This window comes from Bacteroidia bacterium, from assembly GCA_016218155.1.
Taxonomy (GTDB): Bacteria; Bacteroidota; Bacteroidia; order Bacteroidales; family GWA2-32-17; genus GWA2-32-17.
In genome coordinates, this window is record JACREQ010000038.1 from 50910 (window position 1) to 77761 (window position 26852).

Consider the following 26852-nt stretch of genomic DNA (forward strand, 5'->3'; position numbering starts at 1 on the left):
AGTATATTACACAATTATAACATTTAATACTTTGATAAGCTTACTCTGCCCGAATAAACAATTTCTCCCCCCTTTGCCCCAGCACCGGGTCCAGTTTCTATATGCCAATCTGCACACTTTAATAATAGCGGTTCGTGACTAACACAAATAATAGAACTTCCTTTTTTTATAATTTGCTGAAAAAGATTTATTAATTTTTCAATATCATAAGCATGAAGTCCCCCAGTTGGTTCGTCAAGCAAATAAAGTGTTTTACTTTTTAAAGATTCCGAAATTGCCTTTACTAATTTTAACCTTTGCATTTCACCGGTTGACAAAGTATTTAAAGGTTGCCCAAGTGTTAAATATCCCAATCCAATTTGTTCAATTAATTGCAATATCGAATTAAATTTTGCTTTGTTCTTCTCGGCTAAGTTCTTTTCGAAAAATAATTTAAGTTCAGAAAAAGATATATTTAACAAATCGCCTATTGAAAAACCATCTATTTTTATTAATAAAACTTCTGAATTATATCTAAATCCATTACAAATTTCACAAGGCACTTTTGCATCAGTAAAATAATCAAGGCTTACAGATATACTTCCCGCTCCTAAGCAATTAGGACATTGCCCATCTTTCGTGTGATATGAAAAATGCGATAATTTATAGCTTTTTGTTACACCTTCTTTCGATTTTGCAAATGTGTCGCGAATTATATCAAATATTTCAAGATATGTAGCCGGAATGCTTAAAGCAGATTGAAAGGGCATTTCCTGCTCAACAGAAACTATCTGTTCAAATTTATTAAACCCTGAAATATTCTTACAGTTAACAGGTTTTTCGGCTAAATACGATTCGTAAATAACATCGTTCAGTAAACTTGTTTTTCCACTTCCGCTAACTCCAGAAATTACAACAAACCCACCTTCGGGAATTTCTAAATTAATTTCTTTTAAATTATTTGCAAATGCCTTTTCTATTATAATTCCCTTTGTTAAAGAGAAATTAAATGGCAATACTTCTGATTTTTTTCTTTGAGATAGAACTCTGTCTGGAACTCCTTTTGCAATAATACTTCCTCCTTTTTTACCTCCTTCTGGTCCAAGTTCTATTACATAATCTGAGATTGAAATTAGTTCCTCTGATTGTTCTACCATTACGACAGTATTTCCTGCATCTTTTATTCCTGTTATAACTGATTTAATTTTTGACAAATCATTAGAATGTAACCCGAAAGATGGTTCGTCAATTAAATATGTAATTCCTGTTAATCCCGAACTTAGTCCGGCAGCTAATTGCAATCGCTGAAATTCGCCACCAGAAAGACCTGAAAGAATTCTATCAATAGAAATATATCCAAGTCCTACATTTAATAACGGTTCAAGCAAAGCTATAATTTCTTTAGAAATAGTTAGAGTAATTGAGCTTTGTTGTTGAGTTTTGAAATTAATTAAAAACTTATTGTCATTTAATAGATAATAACATTCTTCAATAGGTAATGCTGAAAACTCTGAAATATCCATACCTGCAACAGTTACAGAAAGAGATTCCTGATTTAATCGTTTACCATTACATACAGGACATTTTTCATGTCTCATTAAAGAAAGCATCGCTTCACCACGACCATCTTCATGTTTTCTAAAATATTCATCATTAACAAGGTTCACAAATCCTTTCCACTCTGTTTTAAAATTATGAGTTCCTTCAACATTTCCACGTTTATAATTCCAATCTACATCGAACATTCCGGAATGACCATACATTGCAATATTTTTCTCTCCTTCTGATAACAATTGCCACGGTTTATCATAATCAATGCCTAATGATTTACCAACTGTTATTAACGCAGCAACATATTGTCCGAATGGATCTCCATAAAATTTTCCGGTTTTTGACCCATTCATTGCACCATTAATTAGTGACAATTCTTTATTAGAAACTAATTTATCCGGATCACATGTGGTAACATACCCCATTCCCTTGCAATCTTGACATGCACCTGATTCGTTATTAAAAGAAAAAGAAGATGCTAAAAGCTGGTTTACTCCTTCAGGATATTTTCCGGCGCGACTATAAAGTAGTCGTAACAAATCATAAATCCCTGTAAAAGTTCCTACTGTTGAACGGGGATTTGAACTTACTCTTTTCTTTTCAATACTTACCGATGGTGTTAAACCAAAAGCTGAAACAACCTCAGCATTTCCTGTTTTTCCTATAAATTGTCGGATATAAGACGAAAGACTATCATTAAACCGTCGCTGACTTTCTGCATTTAAAGTATCAAAAACCAATGAGGATTTACCACTTCCAGAGACTCCACAAACTGTTGTTATGCTGTTTAATCGAAATGCTAATTTTAAGTTTTTTAAATTATGAGTAGTTATTCCGTTTAGTTCTATTTCTTCTTTGAAAGAAGAGTGGACATATGTTTCATTTTTTTGCGAAAAACAACTAAGCTTTTCACCATCATTTGCAATATGTTTTTTTAGTTCTATTCCGGTAATACTATTTGTACAATCAATAAGTTCTTTAGGAGTTCCTGAAAATAACAATTGCCCTCCATTTTCACCACTTCCCGGACCAAGATCAATAACGTGATCAGAAGATAAAATAAAATCAGGATGATGTTCAATTGAAAGAACAGTATTTCCTTTTTCTATAAGCTTTTGTAGCGCTAAAAGTAAAACTTTAATATCGGCTAAATGAAGCCCGGTTGTTGGCTCATCAAGAATATACAGAATTTTTCCTGTTGAAGTTTTGGCAAGTTCTGTTGCAAGTTTTACGCGTTGAGCCTCACCACCAGAGAGAGTATTACTTGATTGACCAAGTTTAATATAACCAAGCCCCAAATCAAGTAATACCTGTGTGTATTGTGTTATTTTATTTTCTTTCTCAAAAAACTCATGCGCTTCTTTTATTGAAAGCTCAAGTACTTCATATATATTTTTGTCTTTGTATTTAATTTCAAGAGTTTCTTTATGAAATCGCTTTCCATCACATTCTTCACATACCACTTCAACATTTCCTAAGAAATGCATTCCTACTTCCTGCACTCCAGCACCCTCGCATGCTTCACATCTTCCACCTTTAACAACAAAAGAAAACTGTCCTTTTTTATAGTCACGTTTTTGTGATTCTGGCAATGCGGCAAATAGATCACGTATGTAATCTGACATACCGGTATAAGTAGCCGGATTGCTCTTTGGTGTTCGTCCAATCGGGGATTGGTCTAAATGAATAACTCTTTTGAAAATTTCTGTGCCATTTGTTTTATTTGCTACAGACTTTTCTATTAATTCATCTATTAAACTTGATTTACCACTACCCGATACTCCTGTTATTACATTAAAACAATTTGCTTTAAATTCTACAGTAATGTTTTTAAGGTTGTGTTTTATTGCGTTTGGGATGCCAAAAGCATTAATTTTCGTAACAATACTCCTGCCAGATAATGGTTCGACTCCGCTCACCATGACATTACTGGCAGGTCGTTGCTCAGTATGACTATAAATAAATTCTTCTTTATTTATTAGAAAATTATGAGTTCTACTATTTGGCAAATCACTTTTTAAAAACTCTTCAAGACTTCCGCTAAAAAGAATTTCGCCTCCAGCTTCACCTGATCCGGGACCAATATCTATTATATAATCTGCTTCAAGCATTGTTTGTCTGTCGTGCTCAACAACGATTACGGTATTTTTATTTTCAACCAGAGATTTAATTACTTTCATCAATCGTTGATGGTCTGCAGGATGCAATCCGGCACTTGGCTCATCTAAAACATATAGCACATTTCTTAAACCTGTAGCAGCCTGATTACCTAATCTTATTCGTTGATATTCTCCACCAGAAAGGGTTGTGGATTCGCGATCTAACGACAGATAACCTAATCCCAAATTCATTAAAATCTTTGACCGATTTAAAATAAGTTCCCGAACAGGATCAACAATTTCCTTTTCTTGTACTGATACTTTAAGATTAGTAAAATATTCAAAAATCTGATTAATGTTATATTCTGTAAAATCGGAAATACTTTTTCCCCATAAATAAACAGAAAGTGATTGATCGCTCAACCTTTTTCCATTACACTTATTGCAATTAACCGATTTAACAAATCGAAGAATGTTTGGATTTCTGTCGCGCTTAAGAATTTCTTCCATCACGGGTAAAATTCCTTTATAAAAACCTTCTTCACGTGGTTTGGCTGTAATGCCTGTCCACTTCATTCGCGACTCCAAAGTGTGTTTGCCAAATGGAATTTTGATTTTCTCTGTTCCGTTCCAGATAATATTTTTCTGGTAATCCGTCAACTCATTCCATGGAATATCTACATTAAACCCTTCAGCATTGCAAACATCGTTCAAAACATCAATTGTTACCTGAGAATAAATAATGTAGCCATTTGGGGTTGACAAAACCATGCACCCCTGTCGCAATGTTTTTGTGGAATCTGAAATAATTAAGTCAGGGTCTATTCTGTCTTCTACACCCAACCCCTTACAAATCGGGCATTGTCCTTGAGGAAGGTTAAAAGAAAAAAGGCTTCGATTTATTTTTAAATTTTCGACTTCAGTTTTACCAAGTCTTGCAAATAAAAGTCGTAAATAGTCATAAAGTTCAGTTAATGTTCCAACTGTAGATCGTGGGTTTCGTACCGAATTCTGTTGATTTACTGATATAATCGGGAAAAGACCTTTTATTTTATTTACATGTGGCTTTCTAAGCTTTTTTCCTGCCTGCTGACTCCCAGCTAGAAAATTTTCTAAAAATAATCGTTGACCTTCTCTACAAATAACATCATACACAAGACTGGATTTACCACTTCCTGAAACACCTGTAACAACAGTTAACTTATAATGCGGTATTTTAACACTTACATTTTTTAAGTTATTTTCGTTTGCGTTTTCTATTATTATTTCTGGATTCAAATCTTTATATTTTGGGTTGAAATTAGAAAATTTTCTTCAAAATATTTTTATAACTCGATTTATAAAGTTTAAAAACACATTTATTTTTTTATTTAATTTGCTTTTGAAAACCAAAAACTATGAAATACAAACAAGCTAAAAACCGGTTTGCCTGGCATGTGCTGTCTATGCCGGTAATTTACAGCATGATAATTCCACTGGTAGTTCTCGACATTTGGATTGAAGTATACCATAGAATATGCTTTGCTGCATATGGTATTCCTTATGTAAAAAGAGGCAAATACGTTAGAATTGACAGACATAAGCTACAATATCTTAAACCTTTTGAAAAATTTAATTGTATGTATTGCGGTTATGCAAACGGGTTACTTCAATACTCGTGTGTAATAGCTGGCGAAACAGAAAAATACTGGTGTGGAATAAAACACAAGCCTGATAATGAGTTTTGCGAGCCTCAACATCATGCAGATTTTATTCCATATGGTGATGAGGAAGCATATAGGAAATTACAAGTCTAAGATCTAATTAATTCCTTTCAGCAATATTCTTGCAATATTAGATGCATGACGATTTATTGCATTAAACATTCCCAGCAATTCCATATGAAACCGGCTGCTATCAACTGATTGCCGAACCTCTCCTGCAAGTCTTAAAAAATGACTTTTTTCAAGTTCAATTGCTAAATCACTGTATTTCTTTCCTTTTCTATTAATGACTTTTGCTTTTTCTAAATTCACATCTCTAAATACTTCTATTGCACGTGACAATTGCTTTTGACATCGATTATGAAAATCAACTATTTCCTTTTTTCCCTCATCGCTCAAGCTATGGCCACACACAACCCATTCTTTGGCTTTTGACAAAAGATTTACAGCAACAATATCCGCCATTTGTTCAAGTTCCTTAACAACAGATAACATTTGAAATGCTTCATTTGTGTTTTCTTCATGAACATTTAAACGACTGATTTTTACCAGATATTCTGAAATTATATCTCTTAAATAATCAACCTGTTTTTCATTTTTTTCAACTTCCGGTATAACGTTTCCTTCATTTAACAGAAACGGTAACAATACATCATTAACCATATCCTGAACTATATGTGCCATTCGTATTGTTTCCTGTTTTGCAAGGTTAAGCGCAAGTGGCGGAGTAGATAAAAGATTATCATCAATAAACTGAACTGAAAGAAAAGTTTGAGTATCGGTTTTTTTTGTTGGAACAAGTTTATCAATAAACTTTGCAAATAAACTTGTTAATGGAAGTGAAATAATTGTTAGACCCAAATAAAACAATGTATGCGAATTTGCTATTTGTCTTGGAATTGCAACAGAAACACCTGCAGTAGCTTCTGAGACAGAAACAGACCTAACAATCTCTGCAAAAGCAGGAATCCACCAAACAATTAAACCTGCACCAATAATTCTGTAAACGGTATGAGCAACAGCAACTTTTTTGGCTTCTGTAGAAACCCCAACAGCAGCAATAATTGCTGTAACAGAAGTCCCAACATTTGCACCGATTAAAAGTGGAATTGACGCTTCTAATGAGAGTAATCCTTGCGAACCAAGAATTATTACTATTCCAATAAATGCACTTGCGCTTTGTGTTATGGCAGTAAAAATTATTCCTGCAAGAACGCCAATTAGTGGATTTTCCATTTCAAGCAAAGCATCTATTACGGGCTGAAAGGTTTTAAGTGGAGCAATTGATTCTGACATTAACATTAAACCCAAAAACAATAATCCCAATCCAGTTATTATTTGCCCCAAATGTTTAAAATAATGCCGCTTTGCAAAAAAATTAAGAATAAAACCCACAGCAACAAAAGCCAATGCATATTTACTGATATTTAGAGCAACAAGTTGAATAGTAAGCGTAGTTCCAATTGCAGAGCCTATTATAACCGGAACAGTTTGTCGGAATTTCATAAGCCCTGAATCTACAAAGCTTATAAGCATTACAGACATTGCACTACTGCTTTGGATAACCGTAGTAATAAATGATCCAATTCCTAAACCCGCAAGTCGGTTTTGTGTGAGATTACTTAAAATGGTACGCAATTTATTCCCGGCTGCACGCTGTAAACCATCACTTAAATAATTAATACCAAATAAAAATAATCCCAACCCTCCAAGCAAACCAAATACAACCCACCACGCCCAATAATTATTTCTAACTGTAGCTTTATATGCAAGTATTCCTGAGTTTGTGTCATTTGTTAAGGATGCTGCTAATAAATAATCACCCGATTCCTCAGCAGGTAAATAATTAAACTCGGCAATCCCATTATTATTTGTAATTATGGTTGCAGGAGAGACTATTCCTTTATTATTTATATCCGGAGATAATAAAACTTTTAACTCTACAGATACTCCAGAAACCGGATTACCTTTTTCTGAAACTAAAACTTTTATTGTTTTAAATAAATGCTGACCTGAAGTTACTACTTGATTATCTCCACAATAATTTAACGAATCTTTTATTGTTGGCTTAGACAAAACATTTTGGCCACTGACAAAGCCGGTAAAAAAAAGTAAAACAAAAATAAAAGTTATACTTCTCATAAAGTATTTAAGAGTCAGTTTTAATATTCAAACCTACATTTTTTTGAAGATTTCACAAAATTAATATTTAATAAGTGCCTTAAATACTTAAAGTTTAAAGTACTTAAAGTTTATTAAAAAAATCTGGGGCAATTCACAATCAGTTATCTCGAGCTTAAATTATTTTTTTGTCTAAATTATTACTTTACTCTATTTCGCTATATTTTATAACAGAACATTATCTTTGCAAAAAATTTAAATAATGGAAAATACAAACAGTGGTTTTAACACAAAACTGATTCATGCAGGTGATGCTCACGATCAGTGGGGAAGTGCAGTAACTCCTATTTATCAGACTTCAACTTTTGCTTTTAAAAATGCAAAACATGGTGCAGATTGCTTTGCCGGCAAAGAAAAAGGATTTATTTATACCAGAATTGGCAATCCAACAATTGAAGCCTTAGAAAAAAAGGTAGCGGTTTTAGAAAATGGTTTTGGTGGAATCGCGTTAGCGTCTGGAATGGCTGCCGTTACTGCTGTTTACATGACTCTTTTATCAAAAGATTCACATGTGTTAAGTACAAGTGCTGTTTACGGTCCGAGCCGAAGTGTTTTAGAAACTCATTTCATGAAATTTGGAGTTGAGTGCACATTTGTTGACACTTCAAATATCGAAAATATTGAAAAAAATATTCGCCCAAATACAAAAATGCTTTATATCGAAACCCCTGGCAATCCAACTATTTCTATTACAGATATTGCTGCATGTGCTGAAATTGCTCACAAACATGGAATTCCGGTTGTTGTTGACAATACTTTTTGCAGTCCATATTTACAAAAACCTTTAGACTTAGGTGCAGATATAGTTTTACATTCTATAACCAAATTCATTAATGGACACGCCGACGTTGTTGGTGGAGTTATAATTGCAAAAGATTCAGAAATGTATGCAAAACTTCGTAAAACAATGGTTTACATGGGTGGCAACATGGACCCACATCAGGCATATTTGGTAGTGCGTGGTATTAAAACTCTTACAATTCGTATGGATCGCGCTCAGGAAAATGCAATTAAAATTGCAGATTATTTAGAAGCACATCCAAAAGTTGAAAAAGTAATGTTTCCTGGACTAAAATCACATCCACAATACGAACTTGGAAAAAAACAAATGAAAGGTCCGGGTGCTATGATCAGTTTCGAACTTAAAGGTGGATTTGAAGCAGGTGAAATTTTAATGAATAATGTAAAAATAGCTATGCTAGCTGTTTCACTTGGTGGAATAGAAACTTTAATTCAACATCCTGCATCAATGACACATGCGGGAATGGGAAAAGAAGGCAGATTGGCGGCAGAAATCACCGACGGACTAGTTCGTTATTCGGTAGGAATTGAAGACGTTGAAGATTTAATTCAGGATTTAGACCAGGCTTTAGCAAAAATTTAACAAGAATAAATTCCAAATCTCAATCCGCCTCGGCGGAACAAATTCCAATTTAAAAAGGAATAATAATTAAGATTTAGCAAAAACAACCCTATGAATTTGATTCAAGAATTACAGTGGAGAGGCATGGTTCAGGATATAATGCCGGGAACAGAAGAAAAACTTTTAAAAGAAAAAACCATAGGTTATATTGGTTTTGATCCCACAGCTGATTCACTTCACATAGGAAGTTTAGTACAAATAATTTTACTTATGCACCTTCAAAGAGCCGGTCACCAGCCGGTTGCTTTGGTTGGTGGTGCAACAGGAATGGTTGGTGATCCATCCGGAAAATCTGAAGAAAGAAACCTGCTTTCTGAAAATATTTTGAAACACAATGTAGAATGTGTTCACAATCAACTAGCAAGATTTCTTGATTTTACTTCTACAACAAATCCTGCAATCATGGCAAATAACTATGATTGGTTTAAGGATATGGGTTTTTTAACTTTCATCAGAGATGTAGGTAAACACATTACAGTTAATTACATGATGTCGAAAGATTCTGTAAAAAAGCGTATGGAAACAGGCATTTCATTTACAGAATTTAGTTACCAGCTTTTACAGGGCTACGATTTTTACTGGCTCTTTAAAAACAAAAATTGTCACCTTCAAATGGGTGGTGCCGACCAATGGGGAAACATGACCACAGGTGCTGAACTTATTCGTAGAATGTGTGGTGGCGAAGCATTTTCGTTTACAACACCATTAATTACAAAAGCAGATGGTGGCAAATTTGGAAAAACAGAAAAAGGTAATATCTGGCTTGATGCAGCAAAAACATCACCTTACGAATTTTATCAATTTTGGGTAAACGTTTCAGACGAAGATGCAGAAAGGTATATTAAAATTTTTACATTCATTTCAAAAGAAGAAATAGACACTTTAATAAATCAACACAGGCTTGAGCCACATATGCGTTTACTTCAAACCAGGCTGGCAAAAGAAGTTACGTGTATGGTTCATTCAGAATCTGATTATAATACTGCTGTTGAAGCATCGCAAATACTTTTTGGAAAAGGCACAAAAGAAATGCTTGAAAAAATGGATGAAAATTTATTTTTATCAGTTTTTGATGGTGTACCACAATTTAATATTTCTAAATCAGAACTTGAACAGGGAATTTTGATTACAGATTTACTCGCAGTTAAAACACAGGTTTTTCCAAGTAAAGGCGAGGCAAGAAAAATGATTCAGGCAGGTGGATTAAGCATTAATAAAGAAAAAGTAGGCGAAGATATTAATCTAAATTCAGCCGGTTTACTTAATGGAAAATTCTTGCTAATTCAAAAAGGAAAAAAGAATTATTTTATTTTAAAAGCAGAATAAAATACAGAAAGTAATCTTATTCTTCGTCCCTGTTTTTAATAATTTGAAACATCCCTTTTAAATCAATGAGTTTTAAAGCAAACGCTGCTAAAATTCCGGTAACTCCAATTAATACAAATCCAGTAAACCAACTTTCGAAAGTGTTTTTGAAAAGAATTCCTATTCCTGTAACACCAACCACAAAAACAGAAAGAATAAATATAAATGTATAATTTGCCTTAAATTGAAATGCCTTATTTGCAATAAGTATTTGAATAATAGCAGTAAGAGATTGAGTGGTTAGACTTGCCACTGCAGAACCAAGTGCCTGAAATCTGGGAATCAGAATAATGTTTAAAATTATATTTAATACCATTGCCGAAGCAGCCATTATATTTAATTGCTTAAAACTTCCATTAGCCGTAAGCAAAGTTCCATATATATAAGTTGTTGACATTGCTATTAATCCCGGAATGATAATAGCGAATATCTCTGCAGAATATGATAATCGACTACCATGATATAATAGTTTAATTATTTCTTCTCTGTAAATAATTGCGCCAATTACAAAAACAAGTGCAGGAACAATAATCAACCTATAAGAAAATTGAACTAATTGATGAACCGGATCTTTATGCTTAAGCATTTTAGAAAAAATAGGCAATAAAAGACCTGCAAAAAGATATGCAATCATTGAAGCTGCATCCAAAACTCGGTATGACTGAGCATAAATACCCGCTTCTTCCGCACCATTTGGCAGCATTCTTTCAAGCATAACAGAATCAATTCTGTTATAAAATGCCATTAAAAAAATTAAAAGAGCAAAAGGATAACTTTGCTTTAAAAAAACAACAAAAAAGTGCCAGTCGAAATTTAATTTTAATAAACCCGACTTTCTTAATACCAAAAAGAAAGTAATTACTGCGGTTGTAAGATATGCTGCAGTTTGAGAATAAACAAACCATTCTATTTTAAAAGGAGTAGAGGTTATATGCCCCCAAAGTAAAACACTACAAATTAATATCATTAACAAACGATCAAGTACAGAAATAAAACTATCTGTCTTAAACATGTGCAAACCACTTAAATTTGACCGTAAATAAAGAATAAACGAAAGCAGAAACTGATTTGCAACAAGAAACAGCAACATCTGTATTTGTCTGAAATCATATTTGATAATAAATGCAATTGTTAAGCAAACAATAGTATAAAAAACTGCCAATAAAAATTTTAAAACGATTACGTTAGATAAGTGCTTGTTAAGCAGCTGATTGTTTTGTGCAATGTTTTTATTGTTGTAATTAGTTATTCCTAAATCAAGTAAAATATTTAGAATTAAGCTAAAATTAAAAAGTGCTATATAAAATCCATAATCTCCTGATCCTACAACATTTTGAACGCTTCGGTCAATGCCAAACATCCAGAATGGTTTAACAAGCAGGTTAAGAAAAAGTACTAATCCAAGGTTTGTAACAAATAGTCGTTTCAACTTTTTACTTATATAAAAGATGGCAAAAGTAAAAAAATATGTGGTATTTATTGAAAATTAGACTGAACTCTTATATAAAAGGTTGTTTTTTTAATGTTTTTAATTTCCCGTTAATTATTTTAATTTTGACCGAAATTATTTGAAGATTGAATCAAACAATAGAACAAAACGGTTTTAACTCAATTAAGCTTTACGAATTTATTTTACGTAATCTTAAACCATTAATTGTTATTGGTATAGCTGCTTTTATTGTTTCTTTAGTTATAGCAATTATCCTTCCATCGAAATACAGAGCAACTGTTGTTTTGTTTCCGGCAACTTCAGAATCTGTATCAAAATCGCTGCTTTCAGACAATCAAACTACAAAAGGATTATTAAATTTTGGTACATCAGAAGAAGTTGAACAATTTCTTCAGGTTCTTTATTCTGATGACATCAGAAAAAAAATTACAAAAAAATACGATCTGTTTAAACATTATAATATTGATACTGCTTCAGATTATCCCAATACTCAGCTTCGTAAAAAATTCGAAAATAACGTTTCATTTAGAAGAACTGAATTTTTATCAATTGAAATTGAAGTTTTTGATAAAAATCCGATAATTGCAGCTGATATTGCTAATGATATTTCTGATTATGCTGATAGTACAATAAATATTATGCAACACGAAAGAGCGTATAAAGCATACACTTTGGTTGAAAAAGAATATTTAAATGCAAGTAATTATCTTGATTTTATTCAGGATTCATTAACAAAATTAAGAGAACTTGGAGTATTTAATTATGAGGCACAATCAGAAGTTTTTAGCGATGCATATGCTGTTGCTATTGCAAAAGGAAATAAAGAAGGCGTTCGCGATTTAGAAGAAAAATTTAAAATTCTGGCAAAATATGGAGGCGCATATCAGAATTTTAACGAAATGGTTACCAATGAAACCAAACGCTTAAGTCAGTTAAAACAAAAGCTTGCAGAAGCAAAAATTGATGCAGAACAAAATATTCCTCATAAATTTGTAGTTAGCCGGGCAGAGGTTGCCGAAAAAGAATATTATCCCATCAGATGGATGATTGTCTTTTCGGGAGTGTTATCATCACTTTTCTTTGGTTTAATTATTCTTGCATTCGCTGAACTACTAAAAAAAAAACGATATACTTCACCCAAAACTTAAACATAAACAAACTTAAAGCCCTCGAAAATAAAGTAATATTATTTAATTACGATAATATGGAAGCGTTCTTCAAAAACAAAAGCCTAATTGAAATGGCAAACAGATGGAAAATACATCTGATAATAATTACTGTCATTTCTGCTGCAATTGGTGTATTTATTTCTTCACCCATTGTTATGACACCAAAATTTAAATCATCTGCAATTTTATATCCAGTAAATATTTATACTTACTCTAAAGAATCAACAACAGAACAGATGTTGCAGGTGTTTAATTCTAATGACATCAAAGAAAGAATGTTAACAACATTTAATTTGGCAGAACATTATAAATTGGATAAAAAAGATCCACAGTTCTATACCACTTTCTTAGGTGAATTTAAAGATAATGTTAGTATAAGTAAAACAGAATACGAATCAGTAGAAATAACTGTTTTAGATGTAAATCCTGTAATTGCAAGTAATATGGTTGATAGTTTAATAACTTTTTACGACCAAAAAACAGCATCAATGCATAGGAAAAAACAAAAAGAGGTTATTGTTATTTCCACACAACAATTTAAAATAAAAAGCCGAGAGTTAGATAGTCTTGAAAGATTATTAAATAATCTTAGGCAAACTTATGGGATAATGAACTATAGTACTCAGGTTTCTGAGGCAACCAAGGGCGTATTATCTGGCAACAATTTAGCAAAAGATTTATATAAAAAATTACAAGATCATGGTGTAGAGTATCAAAGAATAGACTCATTGGTTTCAAATATTAGAAGAGAATTTCTTTTTAACAAATATACCGTTGAAGTTGCTGAAAAAGAATTTAATAAAAAAATCTCTTACTCTCAGATTGTATCAAGTCCATACCCTGCCGACAAAAAATCGTATCCTGTAAGATGGGCTGTTGTTGCAATGACAGTAGTAACTTCACTCATATTCTCACTTATTATAATTGCATTCATTGATAGTAAACGAAAAAAGGCATAGCCTTGCCCGAACGTAAAAGCATATTATGGGTATATGGGTTTTCAGCGCTTTTTATTGCGCTGAATGCTTTTTTTATTGTAACTGAACAATATCTTTTTTCACTTGTTCCATTTGTGCTATTAATTATTCTTGTTGCCATTTTCTCTTTGGACAAACTTATTCTGGGTATTGTTTTCTTTACACCACTTTCTTTACCATTATATGAATTAACGCCAGGACTAGATTTTAATATGTTCTTGCCAACAGAGCCTCTTTTATTTGGCATATTGTTAATTTTTATTTTCAAACTTATTCTGGATCGGTCCTTTGATAAAAAAATATTTTTTCATCCCATTTCAATAATTATTGGAATAAACCTTCTTTGGATATTGTTTACGAGTCTTACCAGTACCATGACAATAGTTTCATTGAAATTTTTCCTATCTCGCCTGTGGTTTGTTGTCGGATTTTATATCTTTGCCATTCAGCTGTTTAAAAACAAACAAAACATAGGAAGGTATTTTTGGTTTTATACCTTCTCACTAATAATTGTAATTAGTTATACTCTTATCAGACAATCACACTACGGCTATCTTGATCAGGAAGCGGCAAACTTTATGGTTAATCCATTATTTAACGACCATACAGCTTATGCTGCAGCTCTAGCAATGATATTGCCAGTAATGATTGGATTATTATTTCTTAAAAATTATTCATACTGGCAACGAATAGCAGCTTTTGCCGTAACAATAATACTAATAATTGCCATAATTTTTTCTTATACAAGAGCAGCATGGCTTAGTATGGTTGTTGCTCTGGTAATGTTTATTTTAGTTGTTTTAAAGATTAAATTCAGAACATTTGCTATTATTGTTGTAAGTTCAGTGGCAATAATTCTTTTATTCTGGACACAGGTTTATATGAAGCTTGAGAAAAACAGGCAAGATGCATCTTCAAATTTTACCGAACAAATACAATCTGTAACAAATATCTCAACAGATGCTTCAAACAGAGAGCGATTAAACAGGTGGAGTTCAGCAATAAGAATGTTCAGAGAAAAACCAATACTAGGATGGGGTCCGGGAACTTATATGTTTAAATATGCCCCTTATCAATTTTCTTATGAAAGAACTGAAATAAGTACTAACTCAGGAGATTTGGGAAATGCACATAGCGAATATCTTGGACCACTTGCAGAATCTGGTATTTTTGGGTCACTCACATTTTTGGCTATTGTTATTGCAACTATTTTTTATTCCATGAGATTATACAGAAATACAAAAGATCGTAACACAAAAATTATTGTGCTTTCTGTTTTAATTGGATTGGTAACTTATTATGTACACGGAATACTTAATAACTTTTTAGATACAGATAAACTTTCTGCACTTTTCTGGGGATATACTGCTATAATTGTTGCGCTTGATATTGCAGAAAAACAAAGTTTAAATGTACCAAAACCTGAAGAAGAGGAGAAGAAATGACAGTTGAAGTTTTTTTTAATTTACTGGTTGAAGAACTTAAAATAAATGAAAATTTAAGAGGATATTACAGATTTCTTAATAATCCTAAACTATTTAATTTCAGAAAAGCATATTTTTGTCAACGTCTGCAATATGTTATAGATAATATCCCCGAAAATAAAAACATTAACATTTTCGACATTGGCTGCGGATATGGCACAACAGCAATTTTTTTAGCTATTAACGGATACAAGGTTACAGGAAGTACTCTTGAATATTATTTTGAGCAAATAAAAACCAGACTTGATTACTGGTCGGCATATGGCGATATGTCTAATGTTGATTTGAGATATGAAAATCTGTTTGATAACCCACTTACCAAAAATAATTTCGATGTGATTATTACAATGGACGTACTTCACCATTTGGAGCCATTAAATGACGCTTTATTTATCATTGCAAACAGCCTTAAATCGAATGGAATTTTAATCGCATGCGAAGAGAATGGTAATAACTTGATAAATTCTTCTAGGTTATTTGTTAAGCGTGGTAACAAAAGGATAATTGAATTTTACGACGAAACCCTGAAAAAGAATATTAAAATGGGTAACGAAAATATCAGAAACCTTGTAAAATGGAAAAACGAATTGCTTAAGGCAAACCTAAAAATTAATAATTCAACGATCTGTTATTTAAGATATTATTTCCCTGCAAAATATAAAAAATTATCTATTGAAGAAATCATAACAAAGGAACAAAGCATAAGTAAATCTAATAATTTTTTAAAACAATACTTTTTTCACGGATTAAACTTTGTTGCATCAAAGTAAACTTTGGCTCAGTTAAATTTTTATACCCATTACAGTAATATCATCTGTTTGTTCAAATGATTTTCCATAGCCATTAATCCATGTTTCAATCGCTTCATTAAGTATTGTTTTCTGTTCTTTCATTGCTTTATGAGAATTTTCCAACAATAATTTTTTAAAATTCTTTGAAAGATATTTTCGTTCGCAAGGGCCTCCAAACTGATCAGAAAAACCATCTGTACACAAGTAAATTGTATCTCCTTTTACTAAAGTAAATTCATGATTACTAAAATCTGCCATGTTTTTGTACATTGATATTGGCATCTTATCGCCCTTTAACTCCATTAATTTATGAGTTACACCCATCACATTCGAATTGCTAAGTGAAGTGCTTTCTTCATTACCTTCAACTCCTCCTTGATCGAGCTTAGAACTGTAACTCGGGCTGACTGAAGAAGATATAATATAAAGTGAATTGTTAGCTCCTGAAAACTGAACAGAATATTTTTCTTCGCCTTTATCAGAAAATACAGATTCAAGATTAATACAAATTAAAGAAATATCCATTCCATCCTGAACAAGTGGATTTGATAAGGACTGTTCTCCTAAAACACCTTTTTGCTGAAGTGAGATTAATACATGTTTTCTTAACTCATTTAATAACTGGCTTGCTGTTGATACTTCCTGTGTATTTACTATTTCATTTAATAATGATATCCCCAACATTGACATAAAAGCACCGGGAACACCGTGTCCGGTACAATCGGCAACAGCAACAAATAATAAATTCTTTTTAATTGTAAGCCAGTAAAAATCTCCGCTAACAATATTTCTGGGTTTTAATAAAACAAAATAGTCGGTCAATAAGGTATCTGTAAATTCCTTATTAGGTAACACAGCATTCTGTATCCTTTTTGCATAATGAATACTTGAAGTAAGCTCTGTATGAATTTCCTCAATTTTTTCTTTTTGTAATGTTACAAGATCACGCTGGCTCTCTATTTCGTCTCTTTGTGCAGCAATTTCCTCGTTTTGCTGATTAAGTTCTTCGTTTTTTTCCTGAATTTGTCTTTTCTGTTCAGTCAGTAATACATTCGCTTTCTTTTTGTTATTATAACTTCTAAATATTACTACTGCAAAAATAAGAACAAAAATAAATCCGATGATAAAACCAATTTTTTGTGTTTCCTGCTTGCTTATTTCTGCTTTTTGAAGTTCTTTATCTTTACTTAATAATTCTATTTCCTTCTGCTTTTTTTCTGTTTGATAAACTGCTTCCATTTCTTTTACCTGCCTGGCAGATTCTAAATTAAAAATACTGTCATTCATCAGTTTAAATAACTTAAGATACTCAGTAGTTTTTTTATAATTACCTATACTGTCATAAATTGCAGATAAATATCCATAAGCACATTTTTCCTCATCAAGACTACCTATTTTTCTAGCTATCTCTAAACTCTTTTCTGCATAAACAATTGCTTCCTTATACTCTTTTAATTGAATTTTCAATAAAGAAATATTCCCTAACACAATTGCCATTCCTCGCTTATCGCCTAGTTCCTCGTCTATTTTTAAAGACTTTAAATAAAAGCTTATAGCCAGATTATTATTTCCTTTATCGGCATATACAAGACCAATGTTGTTGTATCTTTCTGACATGCCCTGTTTATCATTTAATTCTTCAACAACTTTTAAAGATTTCTGATAATAAACGATTGCATTAGAAAAATCACCCTTCATATAATACACATTTCCAATATTATTATAACATCCTGCTATAACTCTTTTATCACCAATTTTTTCTACTACGGATAGTGCCTTTCTAAAATATTCATTAGCTCTGTCATAATTACTGTTTTCAGCATGAACTCTGCCAATGCTATTATAACTTCTTATTATTCCTTTTTTTCCGGATAAAGAAATCTCAGGATCTTTTGAGATAATTAAACGTTCATAAATTTTAATCGATTTTTGAAATAAATCAAGAGATTTAGGATAGTTGCCCTGACAAATAAATAATTCTCCAAGATTCAAATAACAACTTGCAACTTCTGGAAGGTTGTTCTGGATCTCTACGATTTTTAATTGCAAATTAAATGCTTTATGAGCTAAATCATAGTTTCCGTTATTACTGTAAAACAGTCCTTGTTTATTGTAACATTTTGCAATACAGGTATTGTCTGAACCGTTTTTCGCAATACCAAGCGCAATTCCATAGTACGTATCGGCAGAATCGGGCATATCTACTTCAAATACGTCACCGAGTTTTAAATAAAGATTAATTTTTGTGCTGTCTTCTTTTGTTTCAACTAGCAGTTTCCTTAAACTATCCGCACTATTTAAGGTTTGCGAATATAAACTTTGAGTAAAAAAAGCCAAGAAAAATATAATATAGATTATAATATTATTCAATTTTAAAAAAAACTTATAGCAAAGTAAACTTACAAATAATTCTTAGAAAAAGAACGCTTATTTATTAAAAATCAAAACATATCATCAGTATTCTGTTGTTCCGGCTTTAGCATTATATATGAGTTTTTCTTTAAATCAAAATAAATAACAACCCTTTTACCAAAACCATCATATACAGCAATAAAAGTATCGGGCACACTATGATATTCCTTTAAACACTTTTGCTGAAGAACAGCAGCACTATCAATACTTTCAAATGTTTCTCGCATCAAAAAACGATTATATTTCTCATTTCTTATCATTATTACTTTATCGCCAAGCAGCGGAAAGCGTTTGTTAAACTCAATTATTGATTCCATTGTAGAAAAAGCACCAACCTGCACTTTACAATACTTTATGTCAAAATCAATTTTATCCTTAATTTCTTTTAAAGAAAGATTCTCGGTTCTTTTATATAATATTTTGATCTTAATGATAGAATCGGCAGGATTATCAAGTACTTTAATTTTTTTATCTGCTAACAGATTCTCAACTTTTAAAATGTTAGTTGAATCTTTAACTATATTTAAATCAATAGTTATTTTATTTGGAATATCTCTTTTATAACCTTCTACTTCAACAAATTTTTTAACCTGATCAACAGTTCCAACATTTGATTCAACAATTGGTGATGCCCCGGTAAGTTCAATTGGAACTTTTACTCGTATTTTATTTTCTATACAAGTATAAATATTGTATCCTTTGTTATTTTCATCGGGGCGGTTTGATGAAAAATAAATTCTTCCAGAAATATCTTTTGTAAAGCAGATTTCATCAAAGCTAGTATTTATTAAATCTCCAACATTTTGTGGCAATGACCATTGCAAATCTCCATTTTTAACAGATTTAAAAATATCATACCCTCCTTTGGTACCATTACCATTAGAACTAAAATAAAGCGTGTTTCCGTTATCTGTTATAAATACATAATTCTCGTCTTTATCTGAATTAACTACATTCAGATTAATTGGCTCCGACCATTTATTGTCTTTATTCTGTATACTATAATAAATATCATGCCCCCCTTTACCTCCGGGTCTGTCGCTAACAAAGTACAATATACCATTAAAAAAACAAGCCGAGGACTCGTGGTAAATTGAATTAATGGATAACTTTTTAGGCGAACTTAATACCTGGCCGTTAATATCTGAATAGTATAAATCACCTCCATAATATGACTTATAAATAAACAAAGTATTTCTATCGGCAGAAATACCTGCAGATGTTTCGTAATTGTCTGAATTATTAAGATAGGAAATAAATTTTGGTATAGTCCAGTTTCCGTTTTCCTTTTGGCTTACAAACATATTATGGTTATTCGCCATAATTCTCTCTGCAAGAATATTTGGTCGCGATGATGTAAATATTATCAGATTAGTATCAACATTTACAGGTGCATAATCATCGTACTGCGAGTTAAGCTCATTAACCTGAACAACAAGTAAAGTATCATCAACCGCAAACAAATTTATGTTTGCAAGCAAAAATAACACTATACTAAATATTCTCATCATTACAAATCTGCTTTTGAGTTATTAAGCTTTAAAATCAGCATTATTTCATGATTACCAACTGAATATTTTTTCACATCACTTGTAATAATTCCATAGGAATAACCAAATACAACATATTTTGTATCAACACCGATAAAAGGCAGTATAGCTTCTCCCGTTCTGTAATATACTCCAATAGCAAACATGTCAGAAAAAATAGATTTAATTCCTAAATCAGCCTGTAAAATACCTTTTTCGTTTAATTTTAACATAGCCGATGGTTCAAGTTTTACTTTTTTCCCTGCAGCAAATAAACCTCCGATATTTAAAAAGTGATGACGTACTCTTTTGTTATCAATTAAAGAATTATTAAGGAAGTTTACCTCACGATCTATTAACTGATATACTCCATAATTAATAAAAAACTTATTCGGCTTATAAATCGAAAAACCGAAAGAGGCATCAGGAACAATAATACTATTTTCGGCATTATTTATTGCCTCATCATCTTTGTCGGCAATAATAAATTCATCTTTATGCAGACTGTATTGCGAGAGTAATGCAGATAATCCGAGAGAAAGTTTTGTACCACCGGTGCCAAGCGGCATATGATATGCATAAGTAAATTCGGCACCAAACTGACCGCTTAATCCGGTGTTTTCGTAAAATATTTTTCCTCCCAAACCCACTCTTTCCGAAACCAGTGAGTGAACCGTTGCCGACTGAATATTTGGAGCCCCTTTTATTCCCGACCAGTTTTGCATATAACTGGTACTAAAAAATACATATGGTTTTGATCCTGCAGCTGCCGGTGATTGCAGATACTGATTCATATGAAACAATCCGTAAGAACTAAGCTGTTGTGCCGACATTTCTGACACAAATATTATAGTAATTGCTATAAAAAGAAGAATTGATTTCATTATTACTGTATATTTTGTATTTATCATTGTTAAATGTTATTTTAAAATTTTTAATGGTCCCGTATAAGGCGGGTAATCTCTTGAGTTAAGTATAACAACATAGTAATAATCGCCACTGTCAAGTAAATCTCCATTATATTTTCCATCCCAGGTATTATCATAACCATTGGATTTAGAATAAACTAAAGTCCCCCAACGGTTAAATACTTTTACTTCTGCCTGAGGATATAAATTTATGTTTTCTATTTTCCATGTATCATTTTTTCCGTTTCCATCAGGTGTAATAACATTATAAATAGTAATGCAATCACAATCTTTCATTCCAATATGAAAATCGCGCAAAGCTCTGCAACCATTGGCATCTGTTACTGTAATACTATAATTTCCCGAATCGAGCTGATTTATATAATAATCGGTACTGCTGTTTGTCCAAGCATAAGTATATGGTGCTTTAGCATTCTCAATATTTAGTATTGAAATTTTTCCGTCATGGTTATCACGACACGAAACATCCTGCGTATCTGCAATTAAAATTACTGGTTGAAAAGGATCGTTAATTCCAATGGTTTCGGTTTTAACACAACCTTTATAATCTGACACAGTAATTGTATATAATCCGGTTTTAAGATTATTTATCATGCTCGTTGTTGCACTATTCGACCAATTATATGTGTAAGGCGGTGTTCCGCCATCAGGAACAATAGAAATCCAGCCTGAACTGTCATATTTGCAAATATTATGAAAAAATGTTTTATTTAATGTTACAGGAGATGAAGGCTGGCTTATTACCACAGTCTTTACAATAGTACAGCCCAATCCAATATTGTCGGTTATGTATATCTGATATCTGCCGGCAACAACACTCCATACAAAACTTAATGTGTCTATTCTTGTAAACTGTGTATCAACCTTTGCGCTATCTAGCAACCAAACCTGTTGGTAAGTATCCCACTTCTCGGGATAAAGTATTCCGCGGTAAAAACCAAAACCGTTTTGTGGGGTTATATTAATTGTTCCGGTTGATGAATAACACGAAACATCAACAATTGTATCAATTGTTGCTATCTGATAAGATGATGATAAAACAGTAGTGTCAATTACACTTAAACCGGCACTATCAATTACCTGAACAATATACTGACCAACAGTTAAACCAGTTAAATCTTCCTGAGTTGAAAATAAATTTCCGTTGTGATACCATGTAACCGAATATGGAAAAGTGCCACCGGTTATTGTTAAGTTAACAGCACCATCACTGTACCCATAGCATGTTGGCTGCGTATTGGCAAAAGACAGGCTTAGCTGAGCCGTGCCCATAAAGGTTAGCCCAAATAACATCCAGATAAGAACTATAGTTTTAAGCATATTATCAATTTAATTATTAAAACCACAAAATATAAAAACAAATATAAAACAATTTGAGTTTTTAAATATGTCAATTTAAATGCTTTTAAATACTCCTTTTGCTGCGTTAAAGGCATTAACCCTTTAAGCTATTAAAAATTTGCTGCAGTTATTCCTATTTAATTACAGAGAATAAATTTCAACTCATAGCATCATACAATTAACTGCCTAGCATGTTTGAAAGAAAATAAAAAAATTAATGTGTATTCAAAATAATATTGCAAAGTAAAAACAACAAATACAACATTATATAGAAAAGAATATTAAAGAAAGGCATAATATTGTGATAGTTATTGCATAATAATAGGAAGTTCTTATTTCGAATTCCCATTATAATATTACCCTACAAACCATCTGAACAACAAGAATAACCCCCCTGACATTAATATTGTAACCGGAATCGTAACAACCCACGCAATTAAAATGTTTTTAACGGTAGCATATTGCAAATTTTTTCTTCCGCCATGAGCAAGCATAGTACCTGCAACGCCTGATGAAAGCACATGAGTTGTGCTAACAGGTAAGCCTAAAACTGTTGATATTCCAATTGTACTTGCAGCAACAAGTTCGGCACTTGCTCCCTGAGCATATGAAAGATGTGATTTTCCTATTTTCTCTCCAATTGTTACAACAATTCGCTTCCAACCAATCATTGTTCCTAATCCTAGTGAAGCAGATATTAAAAGAATAACCCACCATGGTGCATATTCTGTATAAGTTGATAATTCTTTAACATTCTTTTTAAAGTGATCTGCTTCTTTAGCAGTAAGGTTAATTACTGTAACGTCTTTATTGGATTCACTTTTAAAGAATTTATCGCTAAGTTTTGAAATTGATAATATGTTTTTTCTTACATTTATTCTTTCTGCGTATGGAATTTCCTCCGGACCCTGTGACTTATCAAGTACTAATTTAAGAGAAGACACTTTATTTTTTAATTCAGAATACACTTTGTAATCTGCAACAGCTAATTTATTTGTATCAATTTTTGTAATATAATTTCCAAGGTGTATTATATTACCATCCATATTGGTTGTGTTTTTAGATGAATCGAGTGCAAATTGTGCAGGTAAAAAGGCAATAAGAATTATCATTATTAACCCAACACCCTTTTGACCATCATTTGAACCATGCGAAAAACTAACACTGGTACAAGTTAATACAAGAAAAGAACGAATCCAGAATGGGGGTTTCTTTACAGGATCGGGTTCTCCAAAAAACTTTTTCTTTTTGATTATTTTTTTGAAAATGAACATTAACATCATTGATAACAATAAACCTACAACTGGCGATATTAATAATGAAATACCTGCATCTGTAACTTTTTTCCAGTTTAATGCAACATTACCATCTACCGAAATAAACATAAAGGCTATTCCTACCCCAAAAATTGATCCTAACAAAGTATGTGAACTTGAACATGGAATTCCTAAATACCAGGTTGCAAGATTCCAAACTATTGCTGTTATTATTAAAGCAGCTATCATTGCCACACTATGATAAATATTCTGATCAACAAGAGCATCTAATGGAAGTAAATTTACTATACCCATTGCAACAGCAATTCCACCAAAATAAACACCAATAAAATTCCATATTCCAGACCAGACTACTGCTACATGAGGTTTTAATGATCGGGTGTAAATTACAGTTGCAACAGCATTTGCAGTATCGTGAAAACCATTAATAAATTCAAATGCTAAGGCTGCAATAATAACAACTACCAGTAATATTGATAATCCAATTGTTAATCCAAACATAAAAATAAGTATTAGTTTTTTTGTACAAATTAACAAGATTAATATTGCCGAAAAATTAACTTACTGTTAAGTTTATGTTAAGTTTATGTTGTCGGTTGTTGAATAATGAATAGAAAAATCTAATTATTTTATGTACTGCTCAATCGTTTCATACCTAAAACATAAAAAGCCTCATCTGCTTCCATATGAGACCTTTTAAAAGTGGAGAATAGGGGAATCGAACCCCTTACCTCTTGCCTGCCAGGCAAGCGCTCTAGCCAAATGAGCTAATTCCCCATATTTTACAACTACAGCAAAGAATTAATAAACTCCTGCTTTTGCAAAGATAAATTAATTTCTTTTTTATTTCTAAAAATCCTTTTACAATAAATTTATTCTTTTGGGTTTTTAATCAAATAATGAGATATTTTAGCTATAAACTCACTTATATTAATTGGCTTTGTTATATAATCATCAAAGCCTTGTTTTTTAAACCCTATAACCTCATGTTCTAATGCATAAGCAGATTGTGCTATTATCGGCAAATTGGGGAAAATTTCTTTAATCTGTTTTGTAGCTTCAAGACCATTCATTACAGGCATTTTTATATCCATCAGAACAAGATTTATTTCATGATTTTTTTTGCAAATATCTACAGCTTCTTTTCCGTCTTTTGCATAAAGAATTTTAAATTTATATTCTATTAATAGTTCTTCAAGATATCTGAAATTATTTTCTTCATCTTCTGCTATAAGTATTGTACCTGTTTCATTAATCTGACCGCCAGATTTTATTTTAACCTCCTCTTTAACACCTTTTTTATATGGAATTGTAAAATAAAAAACAGTGCCTTTGTCATGAACGGATTCTAACCATATCTTACCTCCCATTAATTCTACAAAAGCTTTTGAAATAGATAGCCCAAGACCTGTTCCACCATATCTTGACTGTATTGATTTATCTGCCTGTCGGAATCTCTCAAAAATTTTATCTTTAAATTCAGGCTTAATACCAACACCTGTATCTTTTACAAAGAATTGTAAATTATTTTCTTGGTGTATGTAACCAAATTCTATAGTTCCCTTAGAAGTAAACTTTAGCGCATTGTTAATTAAATTGGAAAGAATTTGATATAGCTTAGTTCTATCGGTATAAATTTCCGATGCTTCATTATTTAACCCTTGTTGCATCTGTAACAAAATAGACTTACTATTTGCCTGAATTTTGAATATAGAAAGTAATTCAGCAATAAGTTCATTTACATTTACGATTTCATAATTTATCTTTTCCTGATTTGTCTCTAATGATGAAATTGTAAGAATATCTGTAACAACAGACAGTAATCGATTGCTGCTATTTATAATTATATTGGTAAAATTTTCCCTTTTCTCAGCAGTTAAATCAGCTTTGCCCAGCATTTCCGAAAATCCACAAATAGCATTCATCGGTGTGCGTATTTCGTGAGACATGTTTTGTAAAAATGCAGTCTTTAAGCGATCACTTTCTTCGGCTTTTTCTTTTGCAATTAATAATTCTTCTTCAACTGATTTTCTCTCTGTAATATTTGTTATTGTTCCTATATACCCTTTAATTACATTATCTGTTATTTCAGGAACTGCATTCCCAATAACCCAAACAACACTTTTATCGGGTTTTAAAAAACGATATTCGGCAAATGATTTCTGTTCCTTTTTAACATCAGATTTCCAATCTACAAAAAGACGTACCCTATCATCGGGATGTACTGCATGTAGCCAATTGTTACCAATTGCTTCTTCAAATGATAATCCTGATAATTCTGACCACTTTGGATTTACATATGTCGTATTTCCATCAGTATCAGTCCTGAAAATTCCAACTGGTGACGCGTCTGCCAGAGTCTTAAACAACAACTGGCTTTCTCTTAGTGCGTCTTCTATTTGTTTCCGTTCTGTGATATCTTCTGAAATTCCGAGTAAAAAAGCAGGTTTTTCACTTTTGTCAAGAATAACTATTTTCTTAGTATGAAGTATTCTTTTGCCAGATTTTGTATCAATAGGCTCTTCCGGAATATCAAGCATCTGTTTAGTCTGCAATACATCTCTGTCTATTTTCACAAAGAAATCGGCCTGATTCTTTGGGAAAAAATCATAATCGGTTTTTCCAATAATCTCTTCACTTTTAACTCCTAAAAGATTTTCACCAGCTTTGTTGAATCTTACAAATTTCAATTCTTTTGCATCTTTCATGAAAATCATATTGGGAATATTATCAATAATTGTTGTTAAAAACTCTTCCCTTTTTTGCAATTCTTCTACAGCTTTTTTTCTTTCTTCCTCAGCTTTTTTACGTTCAAGTACGGCTTTTATTGTTGGAGCCAAACCCTTAATATGGCTAACAGATTTTATTACATAATCTGCAGCACCCATTTTCATTGCCTGAATAGCGATCTCTTCAGAACCTGTACCAGTAACAATTATCACAGGTAAATCCGGATTTATTTCTTTTACAACCTGAAGTACTTGCAATCCATCAAATCCCAGTATATTAAAATCACTAAGCACTAAGTCGAAATTATTTTTCGTTATATATTTTTCAAATATTTCACGACTGTCTGCTTCTGCTAAATCAAATTCATCATGTTCTTTTTGAAGTGCATCTCTTATGAGCATGCGGTCATGTATATTGTCGTCAATGTGCAGAATGCGAATTTTTGTTTTCATAATAAATTAG

At 32.0% G+C, this 26852-nt stretch carries 17 protein-coding genes and 1 tRNA gene; 7 read left to right on the plus strand and 11 right to left on the minus strand.

The window, feature by feature from the left end:
- Positions 1–23 precede the first annotated feature (23 nt).
- A complete protein-coding gene (locus tag HY951_06740; protein ID MBI5539739.1) occupies positions 24–4907 on the minus strand; it encodes an ATP-binding cassette domain-containing protein in 4884 nt (1627 codons plus the stop codon).
- Positions 4908–5026: 119 nt separating this feature from the next.
- Here HY951_06740 and HY951_06745 point away from each other — a divergent pair, with 119 nt between their 5' ends.
- Positions 5027–5425: a hypothetical protein gene (locus HY951_06745; GenBank protein MBI5539740.1), complete on the plus strand. Its 399-nt coding sequence runs from the start codon at positions 5027–5029 to the stop codon at positions 5423–5425.
- 3 nt (positions 5426–5428) lie between these two features.
- Here HY951_06745 and HY951_06750 read toward each other — a convergent pair whose 3' ends face one another.
- Positions 5429–7474: a Na/Pi symporter gene (locus HY951_06750; GenBank protein ID MBI5539741.1), complete on the minus strand. Its 2046-nt coding sequence runs from the start codon at positions 7472–7474 to the stop codon at positions 5429–5431.
- A 241-nt stretch (positions 7475–7715) separates the two neighbouring features.
- Here HY951_06750 and HY951_06755 point away from each other — a divergent pair, with 241 nt between their 5' ends.
- On the plus strand, positions 7716–8897 hold the full coding sequence (locus tag HY951_06755) for a PLP-dependent transferase (protein ID MBI5539742.1): 1182 nt from the start codon (positions 7716–7718) through the stop codon (positions 8895–8897).
- A 90-nt stretch (positions 8898–8987) separates the two neighbouring features.
- The gene (locus HY951_06760; GenBank protein ID MBI5539743.1) at positions 8988–10262 is read left to right on the plus strand and encodes a tyrosine--tRNA ligase; all 1275 of its coding nucleotides are present in this window, start codon (positions 8988–8990) and stop codon (positions 10260–10262) included.
- Between the two features lie 16 nt (positions 10263–10278).
- On the opposite strand, the gene HY951_06765 is transcribed toward HY951_06760, so the two are convergent.
- Positions 10279–11730: an oligosaccharide flippase family protein gene (locus HY951_06765; GenBank protein MBI5539744.1), complete on the minus strand. Its 1452-nt coding sequence runs from the start codon at positions 11728–11730 to the stop codon at positions 10279–10281.
- Between the two features lie 146 nt (positions 11731–11876).
- Here HY951_06765 and HY951_06770 point away from each other — a divergent pair, with 146 nt between their 5' ends.
- The gene (locus HY951_06770; GenBank protein MBI5539745.1) at positions 11877–12899 is read left to right on the plus strand and encodes a hypothetical protein; all 1023 of its coding nucleotides are present in this window, start codon (positions 11877–11879) and stop codon (positions 12897–12899) included.
- A gap of 56 nt (positions 12900–12955) precedes the next feature.
- Complete coding sequence (locus HY951_06775; GenBank protein MBI5539746.1) at positions 12956–13879, plus strand: hypothetical protein; 924 nt, start codon at positions 12956–12958, stop codon at positions 13877–13879.
- Here the strand turns inward: HY951_06775 and HY951_06780 are convergent.
- Positions 13851–14144 carry a hypothetical protein gene (locus HY951_06780; GenBank protein ID MBI5539747.1) on the minus strand — a complete coding sequence of 98 codons (294 nt, stop codon included), beginning with the start codon at positions 14142–14144 and terminating at the stop codon, positions 13851–13853. The two genes, HY951_06775 and HY951_06780, sit on opposite strands and share 29 nt — an antisense overlap.
- Positions 14145–14286: 142 nt before the next feature.
- On the opposite strand from HY951_06780, the gene HY951_06785 reads away from it, so the two are divergent.
- Positions 14287–15342 (plus strand): O-antigen ligase family protein, encoded by a 1056-nt coding sequence (locus HY951_06785; protein ID MBI5539748.1) that lies wholly within the window; start codon positions 14287–14289, stop codon positions 15340–15342.
- On the plus strand, positions 15339–16151 hold the full coding sequence (locus HY951_06790) for a methyltransferase domain-containing protein (GenBank protein MBI5539749.1): 813 nt from the start codon (positions 15339–15341) through the stop codon (positions 16149–16151). The genes HY951_06785 and HY951_06790 overlap by 4 nt, the downstream gene beginning before the upstream one ends.
- Before the next feature lie 12 nt (positions 16152–16163).
- Here HY951_06790 and HY951_06795 read toward each other — a convergent pair whose 3' ends face one another.
- From HY951_06795 to HY951_06825, 7 genes are all read right to left on the minus strand, one after another.
- Positions 16164–18509, minus strand: coding sequence for a tetratricopeptide repeat protein (locus HY951_06795; GenBank protein ID MBI5539750.1), 2346 nt, complete (start codon positions 18507–18509; stop codon positions 16164–16166).
- A gap of 104 nt (positions 18510–18613) precedes the next feature.
- A complete protein-coding gene (locus HY951_06800) occupies positions 18614–20095 on the minus strand; it encodes a PD40 domain-containing protein (GenBank protein ID MBI5539751.1) in 1482 nt (493 codons plus the stop codon).
- Positions 20095–20997, minus strand: coding sequence for a type IX secretion system membrane protein PorP/SprF (locus tag HY951_06805; GenBank protein ID MBI5539752.1), 903 nt, complete (start codon positions 20995–20997; stop codon positions 20095–20097). The genes HY951_06800 and HY951_06805 overlap by 1 nt, the downstream gene beginning before the upstream one ends.
- Positions 20998–21033: 36 nt before the next feature.
- Positions 21034–22362, minus strand: a complete 1329-nt coding sequence (locus tag HY951_06810) for a gliding motility-associated C-terminal domain-containing protein (protein ID MBI5539753.1) — start codon at positions 22360–22362, stop codon at positions 21034–21036.
- A gap of 377 nt (positions 22363–22739) precedes the next feature.
- On the minus strand, positions 22740–24161 hold the full coding sequence (locus HY951_06815; protein ID MBI5539754.1) for an inorganic phosphate transporter: 1422 nt from the start codon (positions 24159–24161) through the stop codon (positions 22740–22742).
- A gap of 202 nt (positions 24162–24363) precedes the next feature.
- A tRNA-Ala gene (locus HY951_06820) sits at positions 24364–24437 on the minus strand.
- A 95-nt stretch (positions 24438–24532) separates the two neighbouring features.
- A complete protein-coding gene (locus HY951_06825) occupies positions 24533–26842 on the minus strand; it encodes a response regulator (protein MBI5539755.1) in 2310 nt (769 codons plus the stop codon).
- Between the last annotated feature and the right edge of the window lie 10 nt (positions 26843–26852).